The sequence below is a fragment of the Rhodanobacter humi genome, assembly GCF_041107455.1.
Lineage (GTDB): Bacteria > Pseudomonadota > Gammaproteobacteria > Xanthomonadales > Rhodanobacteraceae > Rhodanobacter_A.
Window position 1 is genome coordinate 2,605,614 of the sequence record NZ_JBGBPY010000001.1, and the last position, 26,979, is coordinate 2,632,592.

The following is a 26,979-nucleotide window of genomic DNA, read 5'->3' on the forward strand; positions in this document are numbered from 1 at the left end:
TGTCCCGCCGTGCGCCCGTGCCAGCAAGGCCTCGTGTAAGCTCGCCCCATGAACAGCCGCATCGACGCCTGGCAGCTGCATGGCCATACCGCTCTGATCACCGGCGCCAGCAAGGGCATCGGCTACGCCACGGCGCGCGAGCTGGCCGGGCTGGGCGCGAACCTGCTGCTGGTGGCGCGCGACGAGGACTACCTCGAACAGGTGCGCGTCGAGCTGGCCGACGAGCATGACGGCATCGACGTGTACGCGCTGGGCGCCGACCTCGCCGAGGCGGAGGACCGGCTTGCGGTGTTCGACTGGGTGGCCGATCTCGGCCTGCCGCTGTCGCTGCTGGTCAACAACGCCGGCGGCAACCTGCCGAAGCCGGCGCTGGAGTATGGCGACGACGACCTGCGCGCGATCTTCGAGCTGAACCTGTTCGCGGCGTTCGAGATGTGCCGGCTGGCGCATCCGCAGCTGGTGCAGCATGCGAACGCGGCGATCGTCAACGTGGGTTCGGTGTCCGGCATCACCCACGTGCGCACCGGCGCCGCCTACGGCATGAGCAAGGCCGCGCTGCACCAGCTCACCCGCAACCTCGCCGCGGAGTGGGCGGTGGACGGCATCCGCGTCAACGCGGTGGCGCCGTGGTACATCCGCACCCAGCGCACCGACACCGCGCTGGCCGACGAGGATTACCTGGAGGAAGTGCTGGACCGCACGCCGCTGCGCCGCATCGGCGAGCCGGAGGAAGTGGCGGCAGCGATCGCCTTCCTGTGCCTGCCCGCGGCCAGCTACATCACGGGCCAGGTGCTGGGCGTGGACGGCGGCTTCCTCAATTACGGCTTCTGACCTTCTTGCCGCAGGAGCGGCCGTAGGAGCGGCCGTAGGAGCGGCTTCAGCCGCGATTCCCGCAGCCATCGCGGCTGAAGCCGCTCCTACGGTCCGCCGCAGCCTTGCAGTTGCGCACGCAGTTCGGTCTCGCGCCGGAGCAGCGGCGGCTGGTCGCTCTTGAAGGCGCGGCCGAGCTGGTGTTCGTTCTCCGCCCAGTCCTTGCGTAGCACTTCGCAGACTTCCTGCGGGTCCAGCTCGCGGCAGCGATCCCGCACGAAGGTGTAGTAGCCCGAAACCATCGCGGCATTGGGCTGGTCGCGACCCATGCGGTTCCCTGCGTTGTATTGCTGAGTCAGTGAGGTGGGCACGCCGACGATGCCCAGCGGCGCGTAGTAGCCGGGCGGTTGGCCGTTGGGGCTGACGTAGGTCTTGCCGTCGGTGGCGCGCACGCACTGGTACAGCACGGGTATCGGCGCAGCGGGCGGTGGCGGAGGTTCCGGTGCCGCCGCGATGGCCGGTGGCGCACCGGCGGCCGGCGTCGGCGCCGGTGGTGCGGGTTCGGGTGCCGGCGGCGCGTCGAGGGTGATCCGGCGCTGGGCTTGCGCGCCGGGGCAGGGCGTGGACTGGTAGCTGGCTTCGCCGTGCGCTCCCGTGCATCGGTACACCGTCTGCGCGAGGCAGGGCGCCGACAGGCCGGCGCCGAGCAGCGCGAGGAAGGTGGGCAGGGCAGGCAGGTGCGGCATCGTGCGTTCCGCCGAACCGAGGCTCAGAAGGCGGCCTCGTGCTCCTCGGCGGCAAAGCCCAGCGTCACCGCGCCTTCGCCCACGTTGACCATGCCGGTGATGCTCATCGGCGCCTCCAGCAGGGTGACGCCGCATTCCTCGCAGGCCGCGCGCAGGCCGGCGTAGCCGGGCAGGTGCGACAGCACGGCGAGGTCGCCGCCATAGCTGGCGCAGACCATCGGCACCAGCAGGCCGGCGCGCACGCGGGCGGCGGCGTAGTCGAACAGCTGCTGCGCGCCCTGCTCGAAGCCGCGCGCCTTGCCCACCGGGCCGGTCTCGCCGCGGAAGCAGCGCAGGATCGGCTTGATGTCGAGTGCCGAGCCCAGCATCGCGCTGAACAGGCCCACGCTGCGGTCGTTCTTCTTCTTGGCGCGGGCGCGCAGGTAGTACAGGTCGCGCGGCAGCATGTAGCCGTAGCTGTGCTGGGCGATGTGGTTGAGCCGCTCGCGGATCGTGGCCGGCGCCTCGTCGGCGGCGATCAGCCGGGCCGCCTCCCAGATCGCCGGCGCGGCGCCGGCGAAGATGTTGCGGGTGTCGATCACCCGCAGCAGGAACGGGCCGGGGATGCCGGCCGGTTCGCGCACCTCGCGGTAGCCGCGCAGCACCGCGAAGCTGGCGCGCACCACGTTGTCGTGGATCGGGCTGCGGGTGGCGGTGATGGTGAGGCAGAACACGCAGTCCTGCTCCAGCACCAGCCGCCCCAGGAACAGCTGCTGCACTTCCTCCGCCGTGGTCGGCTCGGTTTCCGCCGAATGGCTGCGGCTGCCGAGGCGGCGGTTGATGAAGCGCTGGATCTCCGCCGGGTCGCGGTCGTCCATGAAGGTCTCGCCGTCCACCTTCACGGTGATCGGCAGCACGGTGATGCGGTGCTCTGCAAGAAACGCCTGCGGCAGGTCGCAGGCGGCGTCCATGGTCAGCCCCATGCGCATGTGTCATCCCCCTCAGAATGGCGTTCGCAACATAACACGCGGATGCGCCGAATTCCGGTCGGCGGGCGCCGGCGCGCCTGCGTGCATACATAATGTGGGCAGACCCGAGGTTTCCGCCGGCGTGGCGTCGCCGGCATCCTCCGCCGGCGCGGAGGCCACCCGCACAAGGCAAGACCGCATGAAAGAGAAGCAAGAGATCGTCGCCAATTGGCTGCCCCGCTACACCGGCACTCCGCTGGAGCAGTTCGGCCAGCACATCCTGCTCACCAACTTCGGCCACTACGTGGACCTGTTCGCCGACTGGCACGGCGTGGAGGTGCATGGCCGCGACCGCCCGATGCCGAACGCCACCGCCGACGGCATCACCCTGATCAACTTCGGCATGGGCAGCCCCAACGCGGCCACCGTGATGGACCTGCTCGGCGCGATCGCGCCGAAGGCCGCGCTGTTCCTGGGCAAGTGCGGCGGGCTCAAGAGGAAGAACCAGATCGGCGACCTGGTCCTGCCGATCGCCGCGATCCGCGGCGAGGGCACCAGCAACGACTACCTGCCGCCCGAGGTGCCGGCACTGCCCGCGTTCCAGCTGCAGCGCGGCGTCTCCACCATGATCCGCGACCTCGGCCACGACTACTGGACCGGCACCGTCTACACCACCAACCGCCGGGTCTGGGAACACGACGAGGACTTCAAGGCCTACCTGCGGCGCACCCGCTGCATGGCGGTGGACATGGAGACCGCCACCATCTTCGCGGCCGGCTTCGCCAACCAGATCCCTTGCGGCGCCCTGCTGCTGGTCTCCGACCAGCCGATGATCCCGGAGGGCGTGAAGACCGAGGCCAGCGACCGCAAGGTCACCGAGAAGTACGTCGAGGCGCACATCCGCATCGGCATCGAGGCGCTCAAGCTGGTCCGCCGCAACGGCCGCAGCGTGAAGCACCTGCGCTTCGAGGAGGATGGCGAGGGGGAGTGAGGCGGGTCCGCCGACGCAGGGCGGCCCGCTTGCGTCGGGTGGTCGTTCCCTGCTGATCATGCGTGCTTCCTTACCGGGCGACCGGGAGGAAGCGCGAAGGCTGGAGTTCGCGATGACAGAGCGGCAGACGGGCCTGGCGGCGGATTTCCGAGAGCGGGCGCGATTCGCGCTGGGCCGCGGCGACGAGGCGCTGGCGGAACAGTCCTTCGCCCGCGTGCTGGACAGCGAGCCCGGCGACCTGGAGGCGCTGCAGTTTTTGGCCGCACGCCATTTCGAGCGCGGCGAAGCCGCCCGGGCGATCGAGCACCTGCAGCTGGCGCATCGTGCCCACCCGCGCGAGCCGGGGGGGGGGGGGCTGCACCAGCTGGGCACGGTGCGGATGGCGCTGGCGGATCATGCGGGCGCGGCCGCCGATCTCGACAAGGCGCTGGCGTTGGCGCGGCGGATGTTCGTGGCCCGCCTGCGGCTTGGCGTGGCGCTGGCTCAACGACGCGACCACCGCGCCCGGCATCCGCGCAGCGGTGCAGCATGCAATGCGCCTCGTGGATGCTGGGCGGCACGCCTTGTTCGACGGCATGCTGGAACCGCTGCGCGAACGCTACGACCACTCGGAACTGCGCCGTGTCGAGCAATGCCTCGCGATCTACCTGCACGAGCAGCCGGCGAACCTGCCCGATCTGCGGCAGCAGCCGAAATTCCCGTACTTCCCCGGCATTCCCAGCCGGACCTATTACCCGCGCGAACGCTTCCCCGAACTCGAGGTGCTGGAGGCGGGCGCCGCCGCGATCCGCGGGGAACTGCGTGCTGTGCTGGAGTAGCCGCGGGATCTGGAAGCCTTCCTCAAGACCGGCACACGGGAGCAACTGGAGACCATGCTGCACGGCTCGGGCGCGCAGCCGGCGGCGTGGGACGCGTATTTCCTCTACCACCACGGGCAGCGCTACGACGCGCACTGCGCGGCCTGCCCGCAAACCACCGCGCTGGTCGAGCGGATGCCGTTGTCGCGGATCCGCGAACACGGGCCGGAGACGCTGTTCTCGGTGCTGCGCCCCGGCACCCACATCCTGCCGCACCGCGGTGTCACCAACACGCGCCTGGTCGCCCACTTGCCGCTGATCGTGCCGAAGGGTTGCGCGCTGAACGTGGGCGGGGAGATTCACGAGTGGCAGGAAGGCCGCTGCGCCACCTTCGACGACACCTTCGAGCACGAGGCCTGGAATCGCAGTGACGAGACCTGCGTGGTGCTGATCTATGGACTGCTGGAACCCCGACCCCAGCGAGTCGGAGCGCACCGCCATCGCCACCTTGGTCGCCGGCATCGGCGACTTCAACCGCAGTTGCGGGTTGCCGGGGGAGTGAGGTGAGGCCTGGCGTGGCGGGTTTCGAATGCCGCATTGGCATGATCCAGTCAATGCAACAGGCCATGTGCTGACTGCGGTTGCCTGATATTTCGCGGATGTTGTTGCCGTAAATATGTGCGGCCGAGGCGAAATTTCAAATAAGCATTATGGCCGGTCAGATTGCCGCCGATGCAAGACGGTGCATGTCATTGCATGCAACGACATGGATCATGCACATATCGAGGTTGCCATGTTGCAACGCGATCGTTCGTGCGTAATTTTGCGCAAGATGCGCAGCATATATCGTTTGCCTCGGCATGCCGAAAGATATTGCGTAAACGGTTGGTTTATAAAGGATAAATCGTGATTTCTTGTTTGTTGACTTTGCGTTAGACGGATGTTTACTGTCGGTGCGCTTCTAGCGATGTGCTGGATGCAATGCGGTTGCTGCGACTCGACATGGTTTCGTTCCAGATGGGTATGCGCACTGGGGCAGTGCGCAGGAGCCGGACAGAGCCAGGCAGACACCGTGTCGGCCAGCAATCAGAAAAATGTCGTCATTTTCACTGGGGAGTTTTTAATCTCATGAATTCCATGAAGTTCAACAACAGGGCGCGTCGCTCCACGGCGCGTCGCACCGCGCTGGCTCTGGCCATCGCCGCAGGCGTCGGTTTGTCCGGGCAGGTGCTGGCACAGGCCACCACCGGTTCCGTGTTCGGTACCGCGCCGGTGTCGGCGGGCGAGACGGTTCGCATCGTCAACAACGCGACCGGCCTGACCCGCGAGGTGGCGGTCGGCAGCGATGGCCGTTATGGCGCCAACCAGTTGCCGGTGGGCGACTACACCGTGTCGCTGATGCAGGGCGGCAATGCCGTTGCCACGAAGGACCACGTGACGGTAAGCGTGAGCGGCGGTACGCAGGTGCCGTTCGCTACCGCTGAAGGCGGCAAGAACGTGCAGAACCTCTCCAGCGTCACGGTCACGGCCAACTCGCTGCCGTCGATCGACGTGTCCTCCACCCGCCAGACCTCGGTGATGACCGCGCAGCAGCTGAAGGTTCTGCCGCTGGCGCACAGCGCCGAGGCGATCGCGCTGCTCGCTCCCGGCGTGAACCTGGGCGGTGGCACCCTCGGCAATGGCCCGACCGGTACGCCGCTGGTTTCCATGGGTGGCAACAGCGTCGTGGAAAACGCCTATTACCTCAACGGCTTCAACACCACCGACCCGATCGGTGGCGCGGGCGGCGTGGCGCTGCCGTACTTCGCCATTGCCGAGCAGCAGACCATCACGTCCGGCTACGGTCCCGAGTACGGTCGTTCGACCGGCGGCGTGATCAGCCAGATCGGCAAACGCGGCAGCAACGACTTCCATGCCGGTGTGATGGTGTCCTGGCGTCCGGATTGGGCCCAGGGCAACTTCGACAACGTGTATTACATGAATCCGCGGACGCCGGTGGGTGCCGTGGACAGCAACGGCAACCCTACCTTGGCCGCCAGCCAAGGCAGCACGGCCTATGCTCCCGGCTACGGCCGGATCCAGACGGGCAAGCGGCAGAACAGCAACTGGTCGACGGTGTATGACGCCTACGTCAGCGGCCCGCTGATCAAGGACAAGCTGTTCTTCTACGTCACGGCCGAATGGCAGCACGACAGCGACCAGAGCGGCGTGCAGAACTTCGGCATCACGTCGCCGCAGGGCTACTTCCAGTCGAGGGCTTTCAAGAGCCCCAAGATGTACGGCAAGTTGGACTGGAACATCAACGACAACAACGTGCTGGAGTTGACGGGCGTCCAGAGCCAGAACCAGGAGCTCAGCAACAACTTCTACAACTACGATTACACGAACCAGAAGGTCGACAACCTCTACGGTCCGGGCGTGACGACCAAGGATACCTTCAAGATCGGCATCCTGAAGTACACCTCGTATATCACCGACAGCCTCACGCTCGAAATGCAGTATGGCGTGATGAGCGGGGAGTATTTCAGTGGCCTGAGCGGCGTAAACGCGGCCCCGGTGACCTTCACGGGAGTGCCCGTGCCGGCGGGCGTTACCGTTCCGAACCTGGTTGACACCACCATCGGCAACCCGGGCCACACCACCAAGGACGCCAACCTGCGCGTCGACTTTGACTGGAAGATCACGGCCGACCACGACCTCAAGTTCGGCATCGACAACATCCAGTATCGGGACGATGACGACGGCACCTCGATCCTTGGCGGCGGTGCCTACAACTACGTACAGGGCATTCCGTCCACTTTCTCGAACTCGCCTTTCATCGGCAGCCCGGGTTTCGGCAATTACGTCGTCGAATCCCTTGTACAACAGAACGTCACGATTGCGGCCCGCCAGAAGGCGCAGTACGTGGAAGACCGCTGGCAGGTCACGCCCAACCTGTTGCTTGACCTTGGCCTGCGCAACGACCAGTTCGAAAACACCGGTCCCGGTGGTCTTGCCTACGTGAAGGAAACCAGCCCGCAGTGGGCGCCGCGCCTGGGCTTCAGCTGGGACGTGTTTGGTGACAGCACGTTCAAGGTCTTCGGTAACGCGGGGCGTTACTACTTGGCGTTGCCGGCGGGTCTGGCCGCACGCAACTCTGCGTTCGGCTCGATCAACGGCACCATCGTCTCCACCTACACGGGCATGACTGCGACGGGTGTGCCGACCGGGCTGACTCCGCTTCCGGTGGCGCCGATTCCGGGTGTGACACTCCCGCCGGGGTATTTCTCGTCGGATGGCGAGAATGGTCTCGTCGGCAACATCAAGGACTATGCCTCGACCAACCTCAAGCCGCAGTATCAGGATGAATACGTGCTGGGCTTCCAGAAGATGCTCGGCGACACCGGTCTGGTGCTCGGCTCGCAGGCGACCTTCCAGAAGGCCGGCAATCTCGTGGATGACACCGACGTCGCAGTTACGGATGCCAATGGCAATCTCGTTAACGTCATTGCGGGTCTGGTCAATCCGGGCAAGACCAATTACATCCCGCAACCCGGCGGTGCGATCACGTGGGACCCGAACACGGGCGCCGGGATTTATACGCAGGATCGACCGTTCATCGGATTCCCGAAGCCGTCGCGCAAATACTACGCTCTGGATACCTATCTGGAACACACTTGGGACGGCAAGTGGTTCGGCAAAATCGACTACCTGTTCTCCAGGTCGTACGGCAGCACCGAAGGTCCGACCGACACCGCGATCGGGCAGATCACGAACCAGACGAATGGTGGTTTTTCGGGTTCGACCACGGCGCAGTGGGATTTCCCGAACCTCATGGCATACGCCAACGGTGAACAGGCCAATAGCCACCGCCACACCATCAAGGCCTTTGGCTCGTATGCCATCACGCCGGAATGGATGGTCAGCGGCACCTTCATCATGCAGTCGGGTGCGCCGAACGTGTGCCTGAGCGGTTACGGCTCCGTAATTGATCCGGACGCGTACAACGGCCCCTATCAGCACTTCTGCGGTGGTGTACCGAGCGCCTATACGGGCCTGACGGGCCCGGGCTACCCGGGTCAGCCGCCTAACAAAGATGGTTCGTATAACCCCATCGGGACGGGTGGCATGCCGTCGCCCCCGGGGACCAGTGGCCATACTCCGTGGACCCACCAGCTCAACCTGAGCTTGACGTACACGCCGGAATGGGCGAACAAGCACCTCACCTTGCAGTGGGAAGTGCACAACGTGTTCAACGAGCAGAAGGCGACGCTGTACTACACCCAATACGCCATTGGCAACGGTGGCACGGCCAGCGGCGCCAATGCGGGCACGTTCCTGTACAACCCGGTCTACCATACCGCGCAGTCGACGGAAGCGCCGCGCTACATGGACTTCAACGTGAAGTACGAGTTCTAAGCCACACCCTCCCAGCTCATGCCGTCGCGAGCAGCGGCATGAGGGAAGGAGATGCAGAAACGAACAAGGCCGCCGGGCAACCGGCGGCCTTGTTCGTTTCAGCGCCCCAATCTTTCGCGAAGTGGCTGCAGCCATGCCAGATACGGCGCGCTGTGCGCCGTGTCGGTGCGGATGGGCTCGCGCACCTGCGCCGCGCTCGCCGTACTGAGCACTTCGCGCCGGGTCCGATGCGGTGCGAGGCAGGCGGGGTCGAAGGGCGGTTCGCAGAACGTGAGCAGGTGATGGATCTGCGTTTCGGATTGCAAGGAGGTTTTGGCAAGAGCGGCGGAAGCCGACGGGCATGCAAATCGTAAATTCATGCTTATAAGCAGAAATATAATGCGTTTATGCATGAATTCGTAATTTCTTGATCGTTGACTTTGCGTTAGACAGATGTTTAATCTCGGTATGCACCAAGGCAGTTAGCATGCAGGCTGTGACCACGATCTTGCGATGGATGATCCCGGTTCGGATGTTTCTGAAGAGATGTCTGGCCTGTTAGCTCGACTTGCTTGATTTCCGGTGCCGCGCTTTAGGGGGCATGGCGGGTCTCTGGCGGGTGCCGAGACACTGCCGTGCCTGCCTGCAGTTCAAAAGTCATCTTTATCTCGCTGGGGAGTTTTTAATCTTATGAATGCCATGAAGCTCAATAATGTGGCGCGCCGTTCCGCGGCGCGCCGCACCGCGCTGGCTCTGGCCATCGCCGCGGGCGTCGGCTTGTCCGGGCAGGTGCTGGCGCAGGCCACCACCGGTTCCGTGTTCGGTACCGCGCCGGTGTCGGCGGGCGAGACGGTTCGCATCGTCAACAACCAGACCGGCCTGACCCGCGAGGTGGCGGTCGGCAGCGACGGTCGCTATGGCGCCAACCAGTTGCCGGTGGGTGATTACACCGTGTCGCTGATGCAGGGTGGCAACGTGGTTGCCACGAAGGATCATGTGACGGTGAGCGTAGCGGGCGGTACGCCAGTACCGTTTGCCGTTGCCGAAGCCGGCAAAAACGTGCAGAACCTCTCCAGCGTCACGGTCACGGCCAACTCGTTGCCATCGATCGACGTGTCCTCCACCCGCCAGACCTCGGTGATCACCTCGGAGCAGCTGAAGCAGCTGCCGCTTGCGCGCAATGCCGAGTCCATCGCCGTGCTGGCGCCGGGCGTCGCCGGCGGCAACGCCAGCCTCGGCACCGGCCCGGCCGGCACCCCGCTGATCTCCTTCGGCGGCGACTCGACGGCTGAGAACGCCTACTACATCAACGGCTTCAACACCACCGACCCGGTGGGCAACGCGGGCGGCATCGCCCTGCCGTACTTCGCCATCGCCGAGCAGCAGACCATCACCTCCGGCTACGGCGCCGAATACGGCCGCTCCACCGGCGGCGTGATCAGCCAGATCGGCCACCGCGGCGGCAACGACTTCCATGCTGGCGCCTATGTGACTTGGGCGCCGACTTGGGCGCAAAGCGGCTACGACAACATCTACTATGCGAACCCGGCGTCGACCACGGCGGGCCAGCAGCCAGGCGACATCTACGTCAATCGCCGCAAGAACGAAGACTGGAGCACGGTTTACGACGCCTACATTTCGGGCCCGCTGATCAAGGACAAGCTGTTCTTCTACATCACGGCCGAGGCCCAGCACGACAGCGGCAAGAGCACTGGTTCGGTCAATGCGCCGTACTACAACTCGCACAGCATGAGCTTGCCCAAGCTCTACGGCAAGCTGGACTGGAACATCAACGACAGCAACGTTCTTGAAGCCACCTACGCCTCGAGCAAGGCCGAAGACCTCTCGAACAACGCCTACAACTACGACTACAGCAACAACCGCATCGGCAGTTTCAACTCCATCAACAACCCGCTGTACTCGAGCAAGTTCGACATCGGCATCCTGAAGTACACCTCGTACATCACCGACAACCTCACGCTGAGCGTGCTGGCCGGCAAGATGAAGAGCACGTACTACAGCCAGCAAGTGCCCTATGCGGGCTTCGACAAGATGCTGGCGGGCGTGTCTAGCGTTTCAAGGCAGAATCCGACCGTTCCGGGTGCTGGCAACACGAACAACAACCCGCTGACCATCCCTTCTCCGGACCACAAGTCCACCGAGAACAACTTCCGTCTGGACCTCGACTGGAAGCTGGGCGATCACGACGTGAAGTTCGGTATCGACAACATGCGCAGCACGGACAAGAGCGACGGCAGCCAGAGCGCCGGTCCGGGGTATTACTGGATCTATGGCAAGGAAGGGTCGAAGAACTTCTCTTCGCCTACCCTGTCGTGCAACGCACTGGGCCAGTGCGTCGACAACCCGATCAACTACCCCAACGGCGGCGCGGTGGGCGGCAACAGCTACTACGTCGTGAAGCGGACCTATGGCGGCGTGGCCTCGTTCACGGTGGAGCAGAAGGCGCAGTACGTCGAGGACAACTGGCAGGTCACGCCCAACCTGCTGCTGAACCTCGGCCTGCGCAACGACCAGTTCACCAACTACAGCGCCGGCAATCAGCCTTACATCCGGGAGACCTCGCCGCAGTGGCAGCCGCGCCTGGGCTTCAGCTGGGACATCTTCGGCGACAGCAGCGCCAAGCTGTACGGCAACGTGGGGCGTTACTACCTTGCCTTGCCCACGGGTTTGGGCGTGCGCATGGCAGGCGCCAATGCCTACCTCAACGAGTACTACACCTACTCGTCCATCGATTCGAACGGCATTCCGCAGGGCCTGACCCAGGTTCACACGAGCGCGACGCCATACTCGCCCGACGGCGAGTACGGCACGCCGAAGGATCCGAAGACGATTGCCGCCTCGGATCTGAAGCCGATGTACCAGGACGAGTACGTGCTGGGCTTCCAGAAGACGCTCAACGCGTTCGGCCAGGCGCTGGTCTGGACCTCGCAGGCGACCTACTCGAGGATGAACAACATCATCGATGACACCGGTACGGTCAACATGCCTGCCGACGCGGATCCGGTCGCGTTCCAGACGGACATCCTGGTCAATCCCGGCCGTAGCAACAAGGTGCGCTACCTGGCGACCGACGGTACCTACAAGACCTACATCTGGAACCCGCACACCGCGTCCGCTGCAGGAAATGTCGTGGGCTTCCCCGCGGCGTTCCGCAAGTACTACAGCCTGGAAGAAGCCCTCGAGCATCCGTGGGACGGCAAGTGGGCCGGCAAGATCGACTATGTGTTCGCCAAGAGCTACGGCACCACGGAAGGCCCGACCTACTCGCCGCTCGGCCAGATCTCCAATGCCTCGGCTGCTGCGGGTGGCGGCCAGTCCGCCTCGATCAGCGAGGCTTGGGACTTCCCCGAGCTGATGCAGTACTCGAACGGCGAGCTGCCGAACTCGCATCGTCACACGCTGAAGGCCTACGGCACCTATGCGATCACTCCCGAGTGGTTGGTCAGCGGCCTGTATATCGTTCAGTCGGGTGCACCCATCACCTGCCTGGGCGCTTGGGGACCGGGCCAGACCGATCCCGACGGCTACGGCGAGGCTTATCACTGGTGTGATGGCCAGCCGTCGCCCCCGGGCAAGGCCGGTCATACACCATGGACCCACAAGCTCGATCTGTCCGTCAGCTACATTCCGGAGTGGGCCGGCAAGCACTTGACTCTGCAGGTGCAGGTCCAGAACGTGTTCAACGAGCAGCACGACACGGCTTACGTCGTCACCCACGATGGTGTGGGTGGTGCGCCGGACACCGCGTACAAGCTGCCGATCGGCGGTGTGACGGGCTATGCGGTGGAGCAGCCGCGGTTCGCGGAGTTCAGCGTCAAGTACGACTGGTAAGAAGACAACTCCCTCGCCTGGCGTCATCGCAAGTCGATGCCGTCAGGGGGAGGCGAGAAGCAGGATAAACAAGGCCGCCGGGAAACCGGCGGCCTTGTTCGTTTCAGTGCGCCAACCGCTCCCGCAGCGGCTGCAACCACTCCAGATATGGCGCGCTGTGCGCCGTGTCCGCGCGAATGGGCTTGCGCACCTGCGCCGCGCTCGCCGTGCTCAGCACTTCGCGTTGGGTCTGGTGCGGCGTGAGGCATGCGGGATCGAAAGGCAGCTCGCAGAACGCGAGCAGGCGGCGGATCTGCGCTTCGGGCTCGCGTACCAGTGTTTCGTAGGAGTAGTCGAGCACGTGCTGCGGATGGCGTGCCAGCCAGAACGCGCTGAGGCGTTCGTAGTCGCGGTAGTGCTCGGCCATCTCGTCGAGGTCGTAGCTGTAATGCACGCCGTGCCGGAACAGGTGGCGGTAGCAGGAGAAGCAGGTTTCCACCGGATCACGGTGGCAGTGGATGATTCTTGCGCCGGGCAGCATCAGGCGTACGGCGCCCAGCAGTGGCCAGTTGGCGACGTTCTTGTCGGTGAAGCGAGGGCTTCGCTCGCGCCAGCATGCGGTACGGGCGAGGTAGTCCTTGCCGAGTCGGTGCCAATCGTCGGTGGTGGCTGCGCTTGCCCACTGCGGGAAGGGCTGGCCGCGGCGGCGCGATTCGTCTTCGATGACCTGCGGCAGGTCGGGAATTTCGTTGGCGCCCTCGACGTCGGGATGCGTGGCGAGGATGTGCTCGACCAGGGTGGAACCCGAGCGCGGCATGCTGGCGATGAAGATGACTTCGTGACCCAGCGTGGAGTCCATCGGCTCGGGTAGCGGGGCGCTGAAGACCGCCATGATGCGGTCGACCCGCGCGCGCGCGGCGTCGGCGTCCCATTCCACCTGGCGCCGTTTGGCCGCGTTCGCCTGGCGCAGCGCTTCAAAGGCGCCGGCGTAGTCCTGCTGGTCTTCCAGCGCGCGGAACAGGCTGAAGCCGAGCATCACCTGCGTGTCGGGCGGCAGGCCCGGCTGACGCAAGGAGTTGCGGATCGGCTCGATGTCGGCCGGCCCCAGCGATTCGGTCTTGAGATTGGCCAGGCCATGCCATGCTTCGGCGCACCCGGGTTGCTGGCGCAGCACGTGCCGATACTCGGCCACGGCGTGCGGAATGTCGCCTTGCATGGTGGCGATGTCGGCCACGCCGATGCGGGCCAGCACGTGTTGTGAGTCCAGCATCAGCGTGTGGCGAAAGGCCTCATCGGCATCGCGCAATTGGCCCCGCTGTTTCAGTGCCTTGCCAAGGTTGTACCAGTTCGATGCCTGCCCGGGCGCCAGCTCACAGGAGCGACGCAGATGAATCAGCGCTTCGTCCAAGGCGCCGGCATCGTGCAAGGCGCAGCCCAGATAGGTCCGCATGTTGGCGTCGGTGGGCCGTTGCGCTACGGCCTTGCGCAGCCAGTCGGCAGCCTTGGCGGCGTGGCCACTCATCAGGCAGGCAACGCCGTACAGGTATTGCGCGTCGACCAGCGCGGGATTTGCTGCCAGCACCTGCGTCAGCGCGTGCTCGGCGTGGTCAAGCCGGCCTTGGCCGAGCGCCTTGCCGGCTTCCGCCATCAACTGGCCGATATGGGCGGAGGTTGGAGGCGAAGACATGGGTCAGGCTGAGTGCCACGCCTCCATGCCGCCCGCCACGTTGTGCACGTGGCTGAAGCCGTGCGCGGCGAAGCGTTCGGCCACGCCCTGGCTGGAGATGCCGCGCTGGCAGATGAAGGCGAGTTCGGTGTCTTTGGGCAGGGCGGCGAGCGCCTCGTAGCCTTCGTCCTCGAGGATGCGCGCCTGCGGCAGCGCGGGCAGCTGGGCGCGCGCGGCGGCGGGGCGTACGTCAATCAATGTGATGCTGTCGGCGGCGAGGCGCTGCTGCAGTTCCTGCACGTCCATCGACTTCACTTCCTGCGCGCCGGGGAATTTCAGGCTCAGGCCCTCGCCCTGCACGGTGGAGACCCAGTCGATCACGATGCCCTTGGCACGCTGGGCGCTGGCCGGGTCGAAGTGCACTTCCAGGCCGTTGGCGTGGGCGACGATGTCGTGCTCGCTGGCCGGCGCGAGCTGGAAGCCGGCGCTGTGGTCGGGGCCGATCTCCAGGTGCAGCGCGAGGCCCTGCGCGTTGGCCGTGCCTTCGCGGATCGCCTTGGCGGCGGCGTCGGTGATGGTGATCGCGGGTGGCGTGCGATCCGGCGCGGCGAGGCCGAACAGTGCGTGCAGTTCGCCGCTGCCGTACATCTGGCGGATGATGTCGGCGCCGCCGACCAGCTCGCCTTCGACGTAGAGCTGCGGGATCGTGGGCCAGTCGCCATAGGCCTTGATGCCTTCGCGGATCTCCGGATCCTCCAGCACATTGACCGTGTGGTACTCCGGCAACAGCTCATTGAGCGTGTTGGTGGCGGCGGCGGAAAAGCCGCAGGCCGGCTGGAGCCGGTTGCCCTTCATGAACAGCACCACGCGGTGGCTCTTGAGCAGGGATTCGATGCGTTCGCGGGTGGCGGTGTCGAGGGACATGGGAAACTCCGAAGGGGACGCGCAATGATACCGCCGATATGCGGCGCCGCCGCGCGGCTTCAAGCCGCAGGCGCGGCCGCCAGCATGGCGCGGACCGCCGGCAAGGCGGCTTCGGTCCACAGCGCGTATTGCGCGGCCGAGGGGTGCAGGCCGTCGTCGGCGAGCAGGGTGGGGCGGGTGCGCGAGATCGGCGCGATGTCCACCCAGCGTGCGCCGAGCTGCAGGGTCTCCTGGCGGGCCGTGGCGTTGTAGGCGTCCAGCTCGCTGGCGATGCGCGCGATGTCGCGGCCGCTGTCGCGTGCGAACGGGGTGACGCCCCAGTCCGGAATTGACAGCACCAGCACGCGTCCGGCGCGCGCGTCAGCCAGCGCGATCGCGCGCTGCAGCAGGCGGCGGAACTCCCCGCGGTATGCCTCAACGTCGCGGCCGCGGTACTGGTTGTTGACGCCGATCAGCAGGCTGACCAGGTCCCAGGGCGGCGCGAAGCCGGCCGCGTCCATTGCGGCGGACAGCTCGTCGGTGGTCCAGCCGGTGGTGGCGAGGATGACCGGCTCGGCCAGCGGTACGCCCTCGCCGCGCAGCGCGGCGGCCAGCTGCACGGGCCAGCGACCTGCCGCCGGCACGCTTTCGCCGATGGTGTAGGAGTCGCCGAGGGCGAGGTAGGTCATCAGCGGCATGCGGAGTCTCGATGCCCTTCTCCCTCTGGGAGAAGGCGGCGCGAAGGGCCGGGTGAGGGTGCGGTGGAGTGTAGCGGCCGGGACGATTGAACCTGCATTCCTTCCCGGCATCGGATCGGCGTCGGGTCGGGGCGAAACCCGGTTCATGCCGGGTGCGGATTCCACGCCAATCAGGTTCCCGAGGGAGGGACGCTACAGCGGCGCGTCGAAACACGGCGGCCGACGCAGATACTCGCGCCGCGCCGAGCTCCACACGCCCAGCCCGAAGCCCAGCGTGACCAGCAGCAGGACACCGCCGCCAAGAGCGTGGCCCAACGCACCGAGCAGCCAGTAGCCGCCCCAGTACGTCGCCATCGCGTCCAGCGTCACGACCATGTCCACCAGACCGCGCCCGAGGCTGCTCTCCGGGCCGATCAGGTGCACCGCCAGCGCGGTGAGGCTGGCGCCCACGCTCACGATGGCGGCGTCGATCAGCATGCGCACCGGCTCCGCGGCATGGGTGAGCACGATGCCCAGCCCGGTGTAGGCCACGGTACTGAGCACGGTGATCGGCACCAGCACCGTGAGCGCGTCGAGCAGGGTCTGCTGGTAATCGGCGCGCGTGCGCGGCGCCAGTGTGAGGTAGAGGTCGGCGAGGTTCGGCCGCATCTGCCGCATGCCGCGGCCGAGCTGCGGGAAGCGCGAGAGGCCCAGCAGGATCGCGTAGGCGCCCACCATCACCGCGTTGAAGCGTTGACGATGCATCACCGCGACGACGTAGAACGTGACCAGCGCCGCCACCAGCAGCAGGCGCAACGCGAGCGCCTGCGGGTTGTCGTGCGGCAGCAGCAGCCGGCGTACCAGCACCATGCGCAGATGCCACGAGGGCTTGCGGCGATAGCGCGCCAGCGCCTGTTCCATGGCGCGCTGCGAGGTGCCATCGAAGATCGTGCTGATGCGTCGCCCCAGCTTGCCGCGCCGCGCCGGCGTGCCATCGAGGCTGCGTGCACGCGAGCGGCCGAGTTGGGCGTTTTCCAGCGGTGATGCATCCGCTTCACGGTCGTCGATGCGCAGCATCGCGCGCAGGCTGAGGCTGGCGATCAGTACCGCCAGCAACAGCGCCAGCGGCACCGCCCACGGCGAGGCGACCAGCGCGCGGGCGATCTGGCTGGCCAGCCCCGGCTGCCAGCCGGCCAGGATGAACACACCCCAGACCAGCAGGTTGATGTAGCGCGCGGAACTGGCCGCCAGCCCGAGCGCGGCCAGCAGCAGGATCGCCGCGCCGCCCAGCAACGCGTGCGGCACGCCCAGCCACAGCGCGGCCAGCATGGGCAGCAGCGCCCACTGCGCGACCTGCAGCGTGCCCACCGTGGCGAGCCGCCTGCGAAAGCCGGGCAGCAGGAAGCTCTCCGGGCGGCACAGACCGCGCAGGCAGAGGCCGAGCATCGTGAACCAGAACCAGGCGCCGAAGCCGAACAGCATTGCCGTCGCGCCAGCCGCGTTCACGCCGAACGCGGGCACGCAACCCAGCGCCAACGCGCCGCCCAGCCATGCCAGCTGCATCAGCACCGCGATCACGGTGGTCTGCCGGCACGGCAGCAGCCACAGCTGCCACGCCGCTCTCATGCCAGCTCCACGAACAGGTCTTCCAGCGTGGGCGTCTCGATGCGCAGCGTGGCGCCTTCGCGCGTGGCCAGCGCGTGCAGGCTGTCGAGGTTCATGTCCTCCACCAGCAGTTGCGCCTCGTCGCCCTTCAGCGTGGCCTTGAGCAGACCCGCCGTCACCGGTGCCTGCGGCCAGCCGCCGGCGCGCACGAGTACCGCGCGATGCATGCGCTCGCGCAGCTCGGCCAGCGGGCGGGTGAACCGGATCGCGCCGTCGCGCAGCAAGCTGATGTCGGCGTCGGCGCGCTCGAGGTCGGCGGTGATGTGGGTGGAGAAGATCACCGTCTTGCCCGGCGCCTTCATCAGTTCCAGCAGCTCGGCCATGAAGGCGCGGCGTGCCTGCGGGTCGAGACTGGCCACCGGTTCGTCCAGCACCAGCAGGTCCGGCTCGGGCGCGATCGCGCGCACGATCGCCAGCTTCTGCCGCTGGCCCTGCGACAGCTCGCCGATCTTCTGCTTCGGGTCGAGATCCCAGTCGCCGAGCAGGCGCGCGGCCAGCGCGTGGTTCCAGCGCGCGTAGAACGCCGCGGTGAAGTCGAGGTAGGCACGCACCTTCATCCACGGGAACAGGTCGAAGGTCTGCGGCACGAAGCCGATGCGGTGCATGCGCTCGCCGCCGGGCTCGGTCATCGGTTCGCCGAACAGTTCCACCGTGCCGGCGTCGATCGGCGAGAGGCCCAGCAGGCAGCGCAGCAAGGTGGTCTTGCCGGCGCCGTTGCGGCCAAGCAGGCCGATTACCCGGCCGGGCGGCACGTCCCAGGCTACGCCGCGCAGCACTTCGCGCTGCTTGAAGGATTTGCGCAGGCCGCGCACGCGCAGCACGGATTCGGTCCGCGTCTCGGCGACGGATGCTGCCGGTACGGTGGCGATGGTCGACATCCTTGCGCATGCTCCCCTTGATGAGGCGGCCAATGTGCCACGCAGGTGGGGTCAGAGTCAGTTTTCCTGACGTTTCGGCTTGACCGGGCGCTGCGGAAATCTGACTCTGCCCACTCACCGCCTCGCCTGACACCAGCCCATGACCACCCTCAGCGGCAAGACCCTGTTCATCACCGGCGCCTCGCGCGGCATCGGCCTCGCCATCGCGCTGCGCGCCGCACGCGACGGCGCCAACGTCGCGATCGTCGCCAAGAGCGGCGTGCCGAATCCGAAGCTGCCCGGCACCATCCACACCGCTGCCGCCGAGATCGAGGCCGCCGGCGGCAAGGCGCTGGCGCTGCAGTGCGACATCCGCGACGAGGAGCAGGTGCGCGCTGCCGCAGCGCAGGCGGCCGAACATTTCGGCGGCATCGACATCGTGGTCAACAACGCCAGCGCGATCTGGCTGGCCGGGGTGGAAGGCACGCCGATGAAGCGCTACGACCTGATGCACCAGGTCAACACGCGCGGCACCTTCCTCGTCACCCAGAGCTGCCTGCCGTACCTGAAGCAAGCGGCGAACCCGCACGTGCTGATGCTGGCGCCGCCGCCCAGCCTCGATCCGAAATGGTTCGCGCCGCACACCGCCTACACGATCGCGAAGATGGGCATGAGCCTGTGCGTGCTGGGCATGAGCGCGGAGTTCGCGCCGCTGGGCATCGCGGTGAACGCGCTGTGGCCGCGCACGGTGATCGCCACCGCGGCGATCGGCATGATCGCCGGCGTGCGCGCCGAGCAGTGCCGCCGGCCGGAGATCGTGGCCGATGCGGCGCACGCCATGCTGCTGCGCCCCGCGCGGGAATGCAGCGGCCGCTTCGCGATCGACGAGGACGTACTGCGCGAGGCCGGTGTGCACGATTTCGACCGCTACGCGGTGCGGCCGGGTTCGCCGCTGCTGCCCGACCTGTTCCTGGACTGATCCGGCGTCAGAGTGCGCAGAGCGCCTGCAGCCGGTCGGCCAGGCGCAGGCTCAGCGCCACGATGGTGAAGGTGGGAAAGGTCCAGCCGCCGGTGGGAAACACCGAGCCGTCGGCGACGTGCAGGTTGGCCATGCCGTGCATGCGACAGTCGTCGAGATGGAGCGCAGCAACTGCCCATTACACTGCCCGCATGGCTGGACGTTCCTCCCGCGCCGAGCTGCCGTTGTTCCCGCTGTCCACCGTGCTGTACCCGGGCGGGCGGCTGGAGCTGCGCATCTTCGAGCCGCGCTACCTGGACCTGGTGCGCGAGTGCACGCGCGACGAGCGCGGCTTCGGCGTCTGCCTGATCCTGCAAGGGCGCGAGACCGGCGAGCCGGCCTTGCCGGCCGCGGTGGGCACGCTGGCGCGCATCGTGGATTTCCACTACGACGCCGACGGCCTGCTCGGCATCGTGGCCGAAGGCGGCCAGCGCTTCCGGGTGCGACGCACGCGGGTACGTGCGGACGGCCAATTGCGCGGCGAGGTGGAGTGGTGGCCGGAGGAGGCGCCCGCGCCGGTGCCGGTCGAGCTCGCCCTGCTGCAGACGATCACCGAACGCCTGGTCGAGGTGATGGCGCCGCAGCGGAGGCAGGTGCCGCGCGAGTGCTACGACGACGCCCGCTGGCTGGGCTTCCGGCTGGCCGAGCTGCTGCCGCTGGGCGGCGACGAACGCCAGCGCCTGCTGGAACTGACCGATCCGCTGCAGCGCCTGGCCGAGCTGCGCGACATCCTGCCGCGTTTCCAGAAGGCCTGACGCCATCCGCGCGTGCCGGTGGGCGGGGCAGGCGCATGTCGATCCGCATCGGCGAAAGATCTTTCGAAGCGCCGCGTGCGCAAGGCCCATGTCGTCACCGACGCGGATGCATCCGCGTGCTGCTGTCATATCCGCGCCGTCCGGGCAGGATTACAATTCGCGCCGAATCACTTGCCTGATGGATCCGCCACACGGGTGTCGCGAAGGGGGGCGACACGTGGCGATCGAATCCGGGGGAGGGGAGTATGGACGCTACAGGTGCGAAGCCGCTGGGGTGCGTGATCTGGTTCGGACAACCGGATGCCCGCGAGCGCAAGGGGCTGGCCGAGGCCGGATGGCATCTTCGCGTGGCCGGGGTGGACGCCGACGCCGGGGTGCGCGAGGGCGACGACGTGGTGGCGCTGGCGGACCTGCGCCAATGTGATGCGCGTGCCATGCCTGTGATGCGGCGCCTGATGGCGGAGCATCCCGCGTTGCCGTGGATTGCCCTGATCCCGTTCGACACGCAGGCGCGGCATCCGCAGGTCAAGCGCATCCTGCAAGGTTGCCGCGATTTCTTCAGCACGCCGCTCGATCTGCCGCGCCTGCTCGCTGCACTGGCGCGCGCCGCCGCGGGTCCGCCGCCCGCGACGGAGGCGGCGGTCGACCTGCCCGAGCTGGTGGGGCGCAGCGCCGCACTGGCGACCGTGGCGGCCAGCCTGCGCAAGTACGCGCCGGTCGACCTGCCGGTGCTGATCACCGGCGAGACGGGCGTCGGCAAGGAAGTGGCCGCCCGCGTGCTGCATCGACTCTCGGCGCGCGCCATGCAGCCGTTCGTGGCGATCAACTGCGGTTCGTTGCCGCTCAACCTGGTGCAGTCCGAACTGTTCGGTCACGAGCGCGGCGCGTTCACCGACGCCACCACGCGGCGGATCGGGCACATCGAGAGCGCGGCCGGCGGCAGCATCCTGCTGGACGAAGTCGGCGACCTGCCGCTGGACGCGCAGACCAACCTGCTGCGCTTCCTGCAGGAAGGCGTGCTGCAGCGCCTGGGCAGCAGCCGGCCGATCGAGGTCGACGTGCGCGTGATGGCCGCCACCCATCTGGACCTGGAACACGCCGTGTCGACGGGTCGTTTTCGCGAGGACCTGTACTACCGGCTCAACGTGCTGCGGCTGCAGGTACCGCCGCTGCGCGAGCGCGGCGACGACGTGGACCTGCTGGCGCAGCACTATCTCGAGCGCTTCCGCGAGCGGCAGGCCTGCGCCGCCCGCGGTTTCGACGACGCGGCCTTGCAGGCGATGCGCCAGTACGCCTGGCCGGGCAACGTGCGCGAACTGCGCAATCGGGTGCAGCGCGCCGCGGTGCTGGCGGAAGGCGCGCTGATCAGCGCCGCCGACCTCGCCCTGCCGGTCGGTGCGACGGAACACGCCGACCCGGCTGGCGCCAGCCTTGGCGTCTCCCGCGCCTCGGCCGAGCGCGAGACCATCGCCGCCTGCCTGCGCGACTGCCGGTTCAACATCAGCGAGTGCGCGCGGCGCCTGCAGATCTCCCGGGTCACCGTGTACCGCCTGTGCAAGAAGCACCGGCTGGAGTTGCGCACGCCATAGGCTGGTGTGACGGGCGGTGGGTGCCTTCGCCGATCCTTGTGCCGGATCGACCGCGGATCCGGCGGTTGCCCGTGGGATAATGCCGGCCTCACGCGCATCACCGGGCCGGATCCTGCGATCGCGGACGTTTCGCGACGCTCCGGGCGAACACGGGAACCAGGTCGGGGCGCAACCTGGAGTGCCCCATGCCGCAACACGATTCGACCCCGTCTTCCTCCCTGATCGATCTCGGCCAGCGCTACTGGCTGCCGGTGTACAAGCCGCGCGAGCTGGTGCTCGACCACGGCAAGGGCGCCCGGGTGTGGGACACGGAAGGGCGCGACTACGTCGACTTCGGCGCCGGCATCGCGGTGAACGCGCTGGGCCACCAGGATCCCGACCTGCTCGCCGCGCTCACCGTGCAGGCGCACAAGCTGTGGCACGCCAGCAACGTGTTCTACACCGAGCCGCCGCTGCGGCTGGCCGAGGAACTGGTGGGCGCGAGCGGCTTCGCCGAGCGCGTGTTCCTGTGCAATTCCGGCGCCGAGGCGAACGAGGCGGCGATCAAGCTGGTGCGCAAGTGGGCTGCCGCGCAGGGGCGCGCGCCGGAGAAGCGCGTCATCGTCACCTTCAAGGGCTCGTTCCACGGCCGCACCCTGGCCACCGTCACCGCCACCGCGCAGCCGAAGTACCAGGCCGGCTACGAGCCGCTGCCGCAGGGTTTCCGCTATCTCGACTTCAACGATGCCGCGGCGCTGGAAGCCGCGTTCGGCGCCGGCGACATCGCCGCGGTGATGCTGGAGCCAGTGCAGGGCGAAGGCGGCGTGCTGCCCGCCGCGCCGGGGTTCCTTAAACGCGTGCGCGAGCTGTGCGATGCGCATGGCGCGTTGCTGGTGCTGGACGAGATCCAGTGCGGCATGGGCCGCACCGGCACGCTGTTCGCCCACGTGCAGGATGGCGTGCGGCCCGACATCGTGACGCTCGCCAAGGCGCTGGGCTGCGGCTTCCCGATCGGCGCGATGCTGGCCGGACCGCAGGTGGCCGAGGTGATGCAGTACGGTGCCCACGGCACCACCTTCGGCGGCAATCCGATGGCCGCCGCGGTGGCGCGTACGGCATTGCGCAAGCTGGGCTCGCCCGAACTGCTGGCGAACGTGGTGGCGCAGGCGCAGGCGTTGCGCGACGGGCTGGCGGCGATCGATGCGGAACTGCGGCTGTTCGACGAGGTGCGCGGCCGCGGCCTGATGATCGGCGCGGCGCTCACCGCGGCGCATCGGGGCAAGGCCGGCGCGATCCTCGACCACGCCGCCGCGCACGGCCTGCTGCTGTTGCAGGCCGGCCCGGACGTGCTGCGTTTCGTGCCGCCGCTGACGATCGACGGCGAGGAATTGGCGGAAGGCCTCAAGCGCCTGCATGCAGCCCTGCGCGCCTTCGCGCAAGCCTGAGTACCGACGGAGAAAACGATGAAATACCTGCACACCATGGTGCGCGTGCGCGACATCGACGCCTCGCTGCGTTTCTATTGCGAAGGCCTGGGCCTGAAGGAAATGCGCCGCATGGAGAACGAACAGGGCAAGTTCACCCTGGTCTTCCTTGCCGCGCCGGACAGCCCCGAGGCCGAGGTCGAGCTGACGTACAACTGGGGTTCGACCGAGGATTACGGCAGCGCGCGCAACTTCGGCCACCTCGCGTTCCGCGTGGAGAACATCTACGCCACCTGCCAGCGCCTGCTGGACATGGGCTACACCATCAACCGCCCGCCGCGCGACGGCCACATGGCCTTCGTGCGTTCGCCCGACCTGGTCTCGGTGGAAATCCTGCAGGACGGCCATCTGCCGCCGGCCGAACCGTGGGTCTCGATGCCGAACACCGGGCAGTGGTAGTCAGCTTTCGCCGCGTGGCTTGCCGATGCGGAAGCGGCAGGCCTGGCCGCCGCGCAGCAGGCATTCCATGTGCTGGATCGGTCGCCCGGTAGCCGCTTCCATGAAGGCGAGGTCGAAGCGGCATACGTCCGGGTGCGCCTTGGCGAGCGCGTGGAACACGCAGTTGTACGCCTCGACCTGGGTTTCGCCGTCGCGCTGCACCGTGGTCGCCTCGTAGCCCAGTGCATCGAGCTGCTCGGCGAGCCGCGCGGCGATGGCGGCTTCGTCCGCGCCGTCGATGCGGCTGGCCGCGGAGTTGCCCAGCTCCTGCCCGATCGACGCCAGCAGTGCCTGCACGCCGGCCTTGCCGGCGCTGGCGTACAGGTGTTCGAGGATGCCGGTGGCGATCAATCCGTAGTTGCGCGGAAACAGTTCGCGGCCCGCCGGCAGCAGCAGGTAGCGCGCTTGCGGCCGTCCACCGGTGGGCTGCGCCGTGCCGCGCTCGACGTAGCCCGTGGCGATCAGCGCGGCAAGGTGTTGCCGCACCGCGTTGTGGGTCACGCCCAGCGCCTGGCACAGCGCTTCCACGCTGGCGCCCTGCGGCGCGGCCAGCAACGCCCGCAGCAGTTTCTGCTGGGTCTGGCCGAGCTGGCGCAGGGCGCTCACGGTTTTCATTGCACCTTGGTGGGGAACTGCGCGGCGATACCGCCGGCCAGCGCGTCGGCGATGGTGTTCATGTGTTCCTGCATCATCGCCCAGGTCTTCGCCTCGCCAGCCTTGTCGCCGCGCATGATCTCGCCGACCTGGCTCTGGTGATCGGCCACATGCTCCAGCAGCAGGCCGTCGACGGTGGCCTCGGGCCAGTTCGCGGGATTGGCGCCATGGAGGAACTTGGCGATCTCGCCCGCGTTGGTGGCGAGTTCCTGCATGGCCTTGTCGGCAGCGGCCTTGTCGCCCGCGTGCGTGGCGTCGGTCAACGCCTTGACCCCGGCCCAGTGCCCGGCGAGCAGCTTCAGCATGCCCGTGCCGGCGTCGGCGCCGTAGAAACCGGCCACGGCGTTGGCGATCTGCTTGGCGTTCGCGACCACGTCATCGGCGGCCTTGGTCGCCGCCGCCGCGTTGCCGGCTTCCACCGCCATCGCGTAGGCGCGGGTGTGCACGACGTGGCCGTGCCAGAGGCCGCGCAGCGCGGCGTGGAGTTTCGGCGCAGCCGGTGCCGCGGCGGCTTGCGGTGCGGCTTGCATGGCCGGCATGGCCGGCGCCGTCGTGCCGGCGAACGGCAGGCCAAGACCCAGCGCCAGGGCGCAGGCAAGGGTGAGGGATTTCATGAGTTGTACTCCTTATGATGGCAAGCCGACGGATGACGGCCGCACGCATTCTGTGCGCTTGCCACATATAGTAAAGGCGTATATGTGCAAAGACTGTGTTTGCTTGGATAGACCCGAGCGCGGCACCGGGTTATGCGCGGGAAGAGGGCGGCGTGGGACTCGCCGGCGGCGCCGCGCAGACGTGCCAGCTGCAGGCATGGTGCACGCGACCGGCGCGAGCGCGCGACTCAGCCTTCGGCTACCTCGGCCAATGCTTCGCGCGCGGCCTGCAAGGTGTCGGCGATGTCCTGGTCGGAATGCGCGCTGGACAGGAAACCCGCTTCGAACGCGCTGGGCGCGAGGTACACGCCACGCTTCAGCATGCCGTGGAAGAAACGGTTGAACAGCGCGGTGTCGGCCGCGGTGGCCTGTGCGTAGCTGGTGACCTTTTCCGCGCTGAAGAACAGGCCGAACATGCCGCCCACGCGATTGGTGGAAAACGGCACGCCGGCGGCATCGGCCACCGACTGCAGGCCGTCGCAGAGCAGCCGCGTGCGCGCGGCGAGCGTGTCGTGGAAGCCCGGCGCCTGGACCAGCTCCAGCATCGCCAGGCCCGCCGCCATCGCCACCGGATTGCCGCTGAGCGTGCCGGCCTGGTAGATCGGGCCACTGGGCGCGATCTGTTCCATCAAGTCGCGGCGGCCGCCGTAGGCACCCACCGGCATGCCGCCGCCGATGATCTTGCCGAAGGTGCTGAGGTCGGGCGTCACGCCGTAATGCGCCTGGGCACCGCCCAGCGCCACGCGGAAACCGGTCATCACCTCGTCGAAGATCAGCAGCGCGCCGTGTCGCGTGCACAGCTCGCGCAGGCCTTGCAGGTAGCCGTCCGCCGGCGGGATGCAGTTCATGTTGCCGGCGACGGGTTCGATGATCAGGCCAGCGATCTCGCTGCCTTGCTCGGCGAACAGCGCCTTGGCCGCATCGAGATCGTTGTAGGGCAGGGTGAGGGTGAGATCGGCGTTCGCCTTGGGTACGCCGGGCGAGGTGGGTACGCCGAAGGTGAGTGCGCCGGAGCCGGCCTTCACCAGGAAGCTGTCGCCGTGGCCGTGGTAGCAGCCCTCGAACTTCACGATCCTGGCGCGGCCGGTGGCGCCGCGGGCGAGGCGGATCGCCGACATGGTGGCCTCGGTGCCCGAATTCACCATGCGCACCATTTCCACCGACGGCACCAGCTTCACGATGGTTTCGGCCATCGTCACCTCGGCCGGGCAGGGCGTGCCGAAGGAGAGACCGTCCTGCACCGCGCGCTCCACCGCTTCGCGCACCGCGGGGTGGTTGTGGCCCACGATCATCGGGCCCCACGAGCCCACGTAGTCGATGTAGCGCGTGCCTTCCACGTCCCACAGGCAGGCGCCGTCGGCGCGCGCGGTGAAGAACGGTTCGCCGCCCACCGACTTGAAGGCGCGTACTGGCGAATTGACGCCGCCGGGCATCAACTGGCGGGCGCGCTGGAACAGTTCGTGGTTGGTGCTCATCGATGCTTTACTCAATCGGTGGGGTAGAGACGGGCGAAGCGCTGCGCAGCGGCGCATACGTCGGGCGCGGCGAACACCGCGGAGATCACGGCGAGGAAATCCGCGCCGGCTTCGACCAGGGATGGGGCATTGTCCGGCGTGATGCCGCCGATCGCCACCCGCGGCACGCCCAGCGTGGCGCTCTGCCGCAGCAGGTCCAGCGATGCGCGTACCGCCTGCGGCTTGGTGGGCGAGGGGAAGAACGCGCCGAACGCCACGTAGTCGGCGCCGGCGGCCGCGGCGGCACGGGCGCGTTCGAGCGAGTCGTAGCAGGACACGCCGATGATCGCGCCGGCACCCAGCGCCGCGCGGGCGGCGGCCACGTCGTCGTCGTCGCGGCCCAGGTGCACGCCGGCGGCGCGCACCGCGACGGCCAGCGCGACGTCGTCGTTGACGATCAACGGCACGGTGTGCGTGTCGCACAACTGCTCGAGCGCAGCGGCTTCGGCATGGCGTCGCGCGGCATCGGCGGTCTTGTCGCGGTATTGCAGCACCCGCGCGCCGCCGGCCAGCGCCTGCGCGACAGTCGCCGACAGGTCGGTGCGCGGGCCGTCGGTGATCGCGTACAGGCCGTGGCTGGGAAATAGGGAGTGGATCATGGCGCGAAGCTTCCGTGCGCCCGCAGGGG

The 26,979-nt window shown here is 67.5% G+C and carries 25 protein-coding genes; 11 read left to right on the forward strand and 14 right to left on the reverse strand.

Annotated elements, in window-relative coordinates:
• The first annotated feature begins 48 nt into the window (after nt 1–48).
• Complete coding sequence (locus tag AB7878_RS11370) at nt 49–831, forward strand: SDR family oxidoreductase (RefSeq protein WP_369494478.1); 783 nt, start codon at nt 49–51, stop codon at nt 829–831.
• Nucleotides 832–917: 86 nt separating this feature from the next.
• Here the strand turns inward: AB7878_RS11370 and AB7878_RS11375 are convergent, their stop codons facing one another.
• A complete protein-coding gene (locus AB7878_RS11375; RefSeq protein WP_369494479.1) occupies nt 918–1,556 on the reverse strand; it encodes a DUF4124 domain-containing protein in 639 nt (212 codons plus the stop codon).
• A gap of 23 nt (nt 1,557–1,579) precedes the next feature.
• On the reverse strand, nt 1,580–2,524 hold the full coding sequence (locus AB7878_RS11380) for a DegV family protein (protein ID WP_369494480.1): 945 nt from the start codon (nt 2,522–2,524) through the stop codon (nt 1,580–1,582).
• Between the two features lie 178 nt (nt 2,525–2,702).
• Here AB7878_RS11380 and AB7878_RS11385 point away from each other — a divergent pair, with 178 nt between their 5' ends.
• Nucleotides 2,703–3,494, forward strand: a complete 792-nt coding sequence (locus AB7878_RS11385; RefSeq protein WP_369494481.1) for an AMP nucleosidase — start codon at nt 2,703–2,705, stop codon at nt 3,492–3,494.
• A gap of 70 nt (nt 3,495–3,564) precedes the next feature.
• Here AB7878_RS11385 and AB7878_RS11390 read toward each other — a convergent pair whose 3' ends face one another.
• Entirely contained in the window at nt 3,565–3,981 is a 417-nt protein-coding gene (locus tag AB7878_RS11390) for a hypothetical protein (RefSeq protein ID WP_369494482.1), read from the reverse strand.
• Between the two features lie 46 nt (nt 3,982–4,027).
• Between AB7878_RS11390 and AB7878_RS11395 the strand changes: the two genes are divergently transcribed.
• The 3 genes from AB7878_RS11395 to AB7878_RS11405 all read left to right on the forward strand — a co-directional run bounded on the left by AB7878_RS11395 (nt 4,028) and on the right by AB7878_RS11405 (nt 8,689).
• Entirely contained in the window at nt 4,028–4,312 is a 285-nt protein-coding gene (locus AB7878_RS11395) for a hypothetical protein (protein WP_369494483.1), read from the forward strand.
• A 54-nt stretch (nt 4,313–4,366) separates the two neighbouring features.
• A complete protein-coding gene (locus AB7878_RS11400) occupies nt 4,367–4,858 on the forward strand; it encodes an aspartyl/asparaginyl beta-hydroxylase domain-containing protein (RefSeq protein ID WP_369494484.1) in 492 nt (163 codons plus the stop codon).
• A gap of 561 nt (nt 4,859–5,419) precedes the next feature.
• Nucleotides 5,420–8,689: a TonB-dependent receptor gene (locus AB7878_RS11405; RefSeq protein ID WP_369494485.1), complete on the forward strand. Its 3,270-nt coding sequence runs from the start codon at nt 5,420–5,422 to the stop codon at nt 8,687–8,689.
• 98 nt (nt 8,690–8,787) lie between these two features.
• Here AB7878_RS11405 and AB7878_RS11410 read toward each other — a convergent pair whose 3' ends face one another.
• Nucleotides 8,788–9,048 (reverse strand): hypothetical protein, encoded by a 261-nt coding sequence (locus AB7878_RS11410; protein ID WP_369494486.1) that lies wholly within the window; start codon nt 9,046–9,048, stop codon nt 8,788–8,790.
• Nucleotides 9,049–9,367: 319 nt separating this feature from the next.
• On the opposite strand from AB7878_RS11410, the gene AB7878_RS11415 reads away from it, so the two are divergent.
• Nucleotides 9,368–12,520, forward strand: a complete 3,153-nt coding sequence (locus AB7878_RS11415) for a TonB-dependent receptor (protein ID WP_369494487.1) — start codon at nt 9,368–9,370, stop codon at nt 12,518–12,520.
• A 103-nt stretch (nt 12,521–12,623) separates the two neighbouring features.
• On the opposite strand, the gene AB7878_RS11420 is transcribed toward AB7878_RS11415, so the two are convergent.
• The 5 genes from AB7878_RS11420 to AB7878_RS11440 form a co-directional block, all read right to left on the reverse strand.
• On the reverse strand, nt 12,624–14,186 hold the full coding sequence (locus AB7878_RS11420) for a tetratricopeptide repeat-containing sulfotransferase family protein (RefSeq protein ID WP_369494488.1): 1,563 nt from the start codon (nt 14,184–14,186) through the stop codon (nt 12,624–12,626).
• A gap of 3 nt (nt 14,187–14,189) precedes the next feature.
• On the reverse strand, nt 14,190–15,089 hold the full coding sequence (grxD, locus tag AB7878_RS11425; RefSeq protein ID WP_369494489.1) for a Grx4 family monothiol glutaredoxin: 900 nt from the start codon (nt 15,087–15,089) through the stop codon (nt 14,190–14,192).
• 59 nt (nt 15,090–15,148) lie between these two features.
• Entirely contained in the window at nt 15,149–15,766 is a 618-nt protein-coding gene (locus AB7878_RS11430) for an SGNH/GDSL hydrolase family protein (protein WP_369494490.1), read from the reverse strand.
• 192 nt (nt 15,767–15,958) lie between these two features.
• Nucleotides 15,959–17,371 carry a hypothetical protein gene (locus AB7878_RS11435; RefSeq protein ID WP_369494491.1) on the reverse strand — a complete coding sequence of 471 codons (1,413 nt, stop codon included), beginning with the start codon at nt 17,369–17,371 and terminating at the stop codon, nt 15,959–15,961.
• On the reverse strand, nt 17,368–18,288 hold the full coding sequence (locus AB7878_RS11440; protein WP_369494492.1) for an ABC transporter ATP-binding protein: 921 nt from the start codon (nt 18,286–18,288) through the stop codon (nt 17,368–17,370). The genes AB7878_RS11435 and AB7878_RS11440 overlap by 4 nt, the downstream gene beginning before the upstream one ends.
• A gap of 139 nt (nt 18,289–18,427) precedes the next feature.
• On the opposite strand from AB7878_RS11440, the gene AB7878_RS11445 reads away from it, so the two are divergent.
• Nucleotides 18,428–19,246 (forward strand): SDR family oxidoreductase, encoded by an 819-nt coding sequence (locus tag AB7878_RS11445; RefSeq protein WP_369494493.1) that lies wholly within the window; start codon nt 18,428–18,430, stop codon nt 19,244–19,246.
• A gap of 7 nt (nt 19,247–19,253) precedes the next feature.
• Here the strand turns inward: AB7878_RS11445 and AB7878_RS11450 are convergent, their stop codons facing one another.
• Nucleotides 19,254–19,388 carry a GMC oxidoreductase gene (locus AB7878_RS11450; protein WP_369494494.1) on the reverse strand — a complete coding sequence of 45 codons (135 nt, stop codon included), beginning with the start codon at nt 19,386–19,388 and terminating at the stop codon, nt 19,254–19,256.
• 49 nt (nt 19,389–19,437) lie between these two features.
• On the opposite strand from AB7878_RS11450, the gene AB7878_RS11455 reads away from it, so the two are divergent.
• The 4 genes from AB7878_RS11455 (at nt 19,438) to AB7878_RS11470 (ending at nt 23,491) form a co-directional block, all read left to right on the forward strand.
• On the forward strand, nt 19,438–20,040 hold the full coding sequence (locus AB7878_RS11455; RefSeq protein WP_369494495.1) for an LON peptidase substrate-binding domain-containing protein: 603 nt from the start codon (nt 19,438–19,440) through the stop codon (nt 20,038–20,040).
• Between the two features lie 245 nt (nt 20,041–20,285).
• Nucleotides 20,286–21,629, forward strand: coding sequence for a sigma-54 dependent transcriptional regulator (locus AB7878_RS11460; protein WP_369494496.1), 1,344 nt, complete (start codon nt 20,286–20,288; stop codon nt 21,627–21,629).
• Nucleotides 21,630–21,814: 185 nt separating this feature from the next.
• Nucleotides 21,815–23,053, forward strand: coding sequence for an acetylornithine/succinylornithine family transaminase (locus tag AB7878_RS11465; RefSeq protein ID WP_369494497.1), 1,239 nt, complete (start codon nt 21,815–21,817; stop codon nt 23,051–23,053).
• A gap of 18 nt (nt 23,054–23,071) precedes the next feature.
• Nucleotides 23,072–23,491, forward strand: coding sequence for a VOC family protein (locus tag AB7878_RS11470; RefSeq protein WP_369494498.1), 420 nt, complete (start codon nt 23,072–23,074; stop codon nt 23,489–23,491).
• Here AB7878_RS11470 and AB7878_RS11475 read toward each other — a convergent pair whose 3' ends face one another.
• From AB7878_RS11475 to thiE, 4 genes are all read right to left on the reverse strand, one after another.
• Nucleotides 23,492–24,145: a helix-turn-helix transcriptional regulator gene (locus tag AB7878_RS11475; protein ID WP_369494499.1), complete on the reverse strand. Its 654-nt coding sequence runs from the start codon at nt 24,143–24,145 to the stop codon at nt 23,492–23,494.
• Entirely contained in the window at nt 24,142–24,798 is a 657-nt protein-coding gene (locus tag AB7878_RS11480) for a hypothetical protein (protein WP_369494500.1), read from the reverse strand. The genes AB7878_RS11475 and AB7878_RS11480 overlap by 4 nt, the downstream gene beginning before the upstream one ends.
• 227 nt (nt 24,799–25,025) lie before the next feature.
• Nucleotides 25,026–26,312 carry a glutamate-1-semialdehyde 2,1-aminomutase gene (hemL, locus tag AB7878_RS11485; RefSeq protein ID WP_369494501.1) on the reverse strand — a complete coding sequence of 429 codons (1,287 nt, stop codon included), beginning with the start codon at nt 26,310–26,312 and terminating at the stop codon, nt 25,026–25,028.
• Between the two features lie 11 nt (nt 26,313–26,323).
• A complete protein-coding gene (gene thiE, locus AB7878_RS11490; RefSeq protein ID WP_439653790.1) occupies nt 26,324–26,950 on the reverse strand; it encodes a thiamine phosphate synthase in 627 nt (208 codons plus the stop codon).
• Between the last annotated feature and the right edge of the window lie 29 nt (nt 26,951–26,979).

Coding starts and splice junctions, on each gene's coding strand:
- AB7878_RS11370 (WP_369494478.1), top strand. CDS start 49: ATGAACAGCCGCATCGACGCCTGGCAGCTGCATGGCCATACCGCTCTG.
- AB7878_RS11430 (WP_369494490.1), bottom strand. CDS start 15,766: ATGCCGCTGATGACCTACCTCGCCCTCGGCGACTCCTACACCATCGGC.
- AB7878_RS11435 (WP_369494491.1), bottom strand. CDS start 17,371: ATGAGAGCGGCGTGGCAGCTGTGGCTGCTGCCGTGCCGGCAGACCACC.
- AB7878_RS11445 (WP_369494493.1), top strand. CDS start 18,428: ATGACCACCCTCAGCGGCAAGACCCTGTTCATCACCGGCGCCTCGCGC.
- AB7878_RS11375 (WP_369494479.1), bottom strand. CDS start 1,556: ATGCCGCACCTGCCTGCCCTGCCCACCTTCCTCGCGCTGCTCGGCGCC.
- AB7878_RS11465 (WP_369494497.1), top strand. CDS start 21,815: ATGCCGCAACACGATTCGACCCCGTCTTCCTCCCTGATCGATCTCGGC.
- AB7878_RS11395 (WP_369494483.1), top strand. CDS start 4,028: ATGCGCCTCGTGGATGCTGGGCGGCACGCCTTGTTCGACGGCATGCTG.
- thiE (WP_439653790.1), bottom strand. CDS start 26,950: ATGATCCACTCCCTATTTCCCAGCCACGGCCTGTACGCGATCACCGAC.
- AB7878_RS11405 (WP_369494485.1), top strand. CDS start 5,420: ATGAATTCCATGAAGTTCAACAACAGGGCGCGTCGCTCCACGGCGCGT.
- AB7878_RS11400 (WP_369494484.1), top strand. CDS start 4,367: ATGCTGCACGGCTCGGGCGCGCAGCCGGCGGCGTGGGACGCGTATTTC.
- AB7878_RS11475 (WP_369494499.1), bottom strand. CDS start 24,145: ATGAAAACCGTGAGCGCCCTGCGCCAGCTCGGCCAGACCCAGCAGAAA.
- AB7878_RS11385 (WP_369494481.1), top strand. CDS start 2,703: ATGAAAGAGAAGCAAGAGATCGTCGCCAATTGGCTGCCCCGCTACACC.
- AB7878_RS11455 (WP_369494495.1), top strand. CDS start 19,438: ATGGCTGGACGTTCCTCCCGCGCCGAGCTGCCGTTGTTCCCGCTGTCC.
- AB7878_RS11450 (WP_369494494.1), bottom strand. CDS start 19,388: ATGCACGGCATGGCCAACCTGCACGTCGCCGACGGCTCGGTGTTTCCC.
- AB7878_RS11480 (WP_369494500.1), bottom strand. CDS start 24,798: ATGAAATCCCTCACCCTTGCCTGCGCCCTGGCGCTGGGTCTTGGCCTG.
- grxD (WP_369494489.1), bottom strand. CDS start 15,089: ATGTCCCTCGACACCGCCACCCGCGAACGCATCGAATCCCTGCTCAAG.
- AB7878_RS11380 (WP_369494480.1), bottom strand. CDS start 2,524: ATGCGCATGGGGCTGACCATGGACGCCGCCTGCGACCTGCCGCAGGCG.
- AB7878_RS11470 (WP_369494498.1), top strand. CDS start 23,072: ATGAAATACCTGCACACCATGGTGCGCGTGCGCGACATCGACGCCTCG.
- AB7878_RS11410 (WP_369494486.1), bottom strand. CDS start 9,048: ATGAATTTACGATTTGCATGCCCGTCGGCTTCCGCCGCTCTTGCCAAA.
- hemL (WP_369494501.1), bottom strand. CDS start 26,312: ATGAGCACCAACCACGAACTGTTCCAGCGCGCCCGCCAGTTGATGCCC.
- AB7878_RS11460 (WP_369494496.1), top strand. CDS start 20,286: ATGGACGCTACAGGTGCGAAGCCGCTGGGGTGCGTGATCTGGTTCGGA.
- AB7878_RS11420 (WP_369494488.1), bottom strand. CDS start 14,186: ATGTCTTCGCCTCCAACCTCCGCCCATATCGGCCAGTTGATGGCGGAA.
- AB7878_RS11415 (WP_369494487.1), top strand. CDS start 9,368: ATGAAGCTCAATAATGTGGCGCGCCGTTCCGCGGCGCGCCGCACCGCG.
- AB7878_RS11440 (WP_369494492.1), bottom strand. CDS start 18,288: ATGTCGACCATCGCCACCGTACCGGCAGCATCCGTCGCCGAGACGCGG.